Source organism: Acidovorax facilis (assembly GCF_023913775.1).
GTDB lineage: Bacteria > Pseudomonadota > Gammaproteobacteria > Burkholderiales > Burkholderiaceae_C > Acidovorax > Acidovorax facilis.
Genome location: NZ_JAMXAX010000270.1, coordinates 1 through 1,675, shown reverse-complemented (window position 1 = coordinate 1,675; position 1,675 = coordinate 1). Strand labels below are relative to the sequence as shown.

1 protein-coding gene and 1 pseudogene are annotated in these 1,675 nt (G+C 54.4%); one reads left to right on the top strand and one right to left on the bottom strand.

Annotation, left to right across the window (positions count from 1 at the left end; all coding sequences use genetic code 11):
- A pseudogene (locus NFX52_RS30060) lies at nt 1–1,241 on the top strand (hypothetical protein); the annotation flags it as partial.
- Nucleotides 1,242–1,414: 173 nt separating this feature from the next.
- Here the strand turns inward: NFX52_RS30060 and NFX52_RS30055 are convergent.
- Nucleotides 1,415–1,675 (bottom strand): hypothetical protein (locus tag NFX52_RS30055; protein ID WP_238385719.1); only part of this gene is annotated, 261 nt, incomplete at its 5' end.

The window sequence follows — 1,675 nt, the reverse complement described above, 5'->3', positions numbered from 1 at the left end:
CAACGCTGAGCCAGCGCGCAAACAACGCGATCGTCGCCACGCAAACTGCATCCACCTTCTTCATCATGCCCGCGATATTCGCGGGACATGTGGCTCAACTCAAGATGCCTCGGCTGGACGCTTACGCACTAGAGATATCTGTCGTACATCTATCCATGCGGTTCGGAGATCTAAAGCTAGCTATTGGCACCGGCTTCCTTTACGAGCGACATGGCAAGCTTTTTATTGTCACTGCCTGGCACAACGTAACTGGACGGCACTCCGAAACGCTGACCTGTGAGAGCAGCACTGCGGCAGTCCCTGACAACATTTTGGTCACGCTCCGGATGAGGATCAACCACAAAGGGCATGACAGAGAGCCTTATCCAGTTTCTGTCAGGGTGCCACTTGTCGGCGAGAAGAACGCCCTGTTCTACATCCACCCGCAAGGCTGGCCAAGGGTGGACGTAGTAGCCATTCCATTTGATCTCGATTCTGTTGACATGGAGTTCTATGTTGGCGACGAGTTTCGCAAGCAGCCGCTCCGCTCAATATTCCCAGCACCGGGCAATGGCGATATCACGTTCGAATGTTGCGCGTTTCAACAGTTCGCTATTTCCGACCATGAGCTAGAGCAGGAATGGCTCGAACGTGTAGAGGTAACAGAAGAGTTATTTATTCCCGGCTATCCTGAAAATATTCAGGCCCACCTTACGCGGCCGGTTTGGAAGCGAGCGACCATTGCTTCATCAGTACAGTTGGGGCTGAATCAACAGCCTCAATTTCTGATTGACAGTGCCTCACACAAGGGGATGTCCGGTTCCCCTGTCGTGTTCTACAGCCCCAGCGGCTCCGTACGGATCGGAAGTACAACTTACTTTCGAGGCCGCGAGACGGCCATACTTGTCGGTGTGTATGTCGGCAGAGTTGGCGTCACGGAAACCGTTGATCCGCAAATCGGTACGGTTTGGCACCGTTCAGTAATCGACAAGATAATTGACGAGCAGTGTTGGGAACGGCTTCCCGATGAGATCAAAGCACTGCCGCGCGCAATTGAAGCTGCAGTGAAATCGGCGCTGAGCATGTGCTCAAAGGAACTGGTGGAAGACATCAAAGACCCTAGTTCGTCCACAAGATACGTATTTCAGCGGAGTCTCATGATGGATTTGCATGGGCGTGCGCGACCAAGCGAAGTCCTCCAAGAATTGCTGGCGATTGCACAAACCTACGATGGCCCCTATACGCCCGATGAGGGTGACTAGCTCCAGCCAAAAAACCGATGAGTCTTTACGGATGAGGCGCTAGAGATTCCCATGCTTTTTCGGGCCGACATATGTCGGCCTTAGTTTTTTCCAGCTCGACCTCGACAGTCGTGGCATGGGAATCACAACCGCTTTTCTCCTTGGCATGCTCGGTGTGCTGCTGCTTGTAGGCATCACCGCGTGGGGTGGGCGCAGCGAACACAAGCCAAACGGAAGCCGTCAGCGCGGCCAGGTGTCGCCCCGCGTTCTGATTTCAGCCCTGTCGCTTTCTGCTGCAGGGCTTGTCGGCTTGGTGGTGCATGAGAACTGTAAGCGTCCAGCCGAGGCATCTTGAGTTGAGCCACATGTCCCGCGAATATCGCGGGCATGATGAAGAAGGTGGATGCAGTTTGCGTGGCGACGATCGCGTTGTTTGCGCGCTGGCTCAGCGTTGC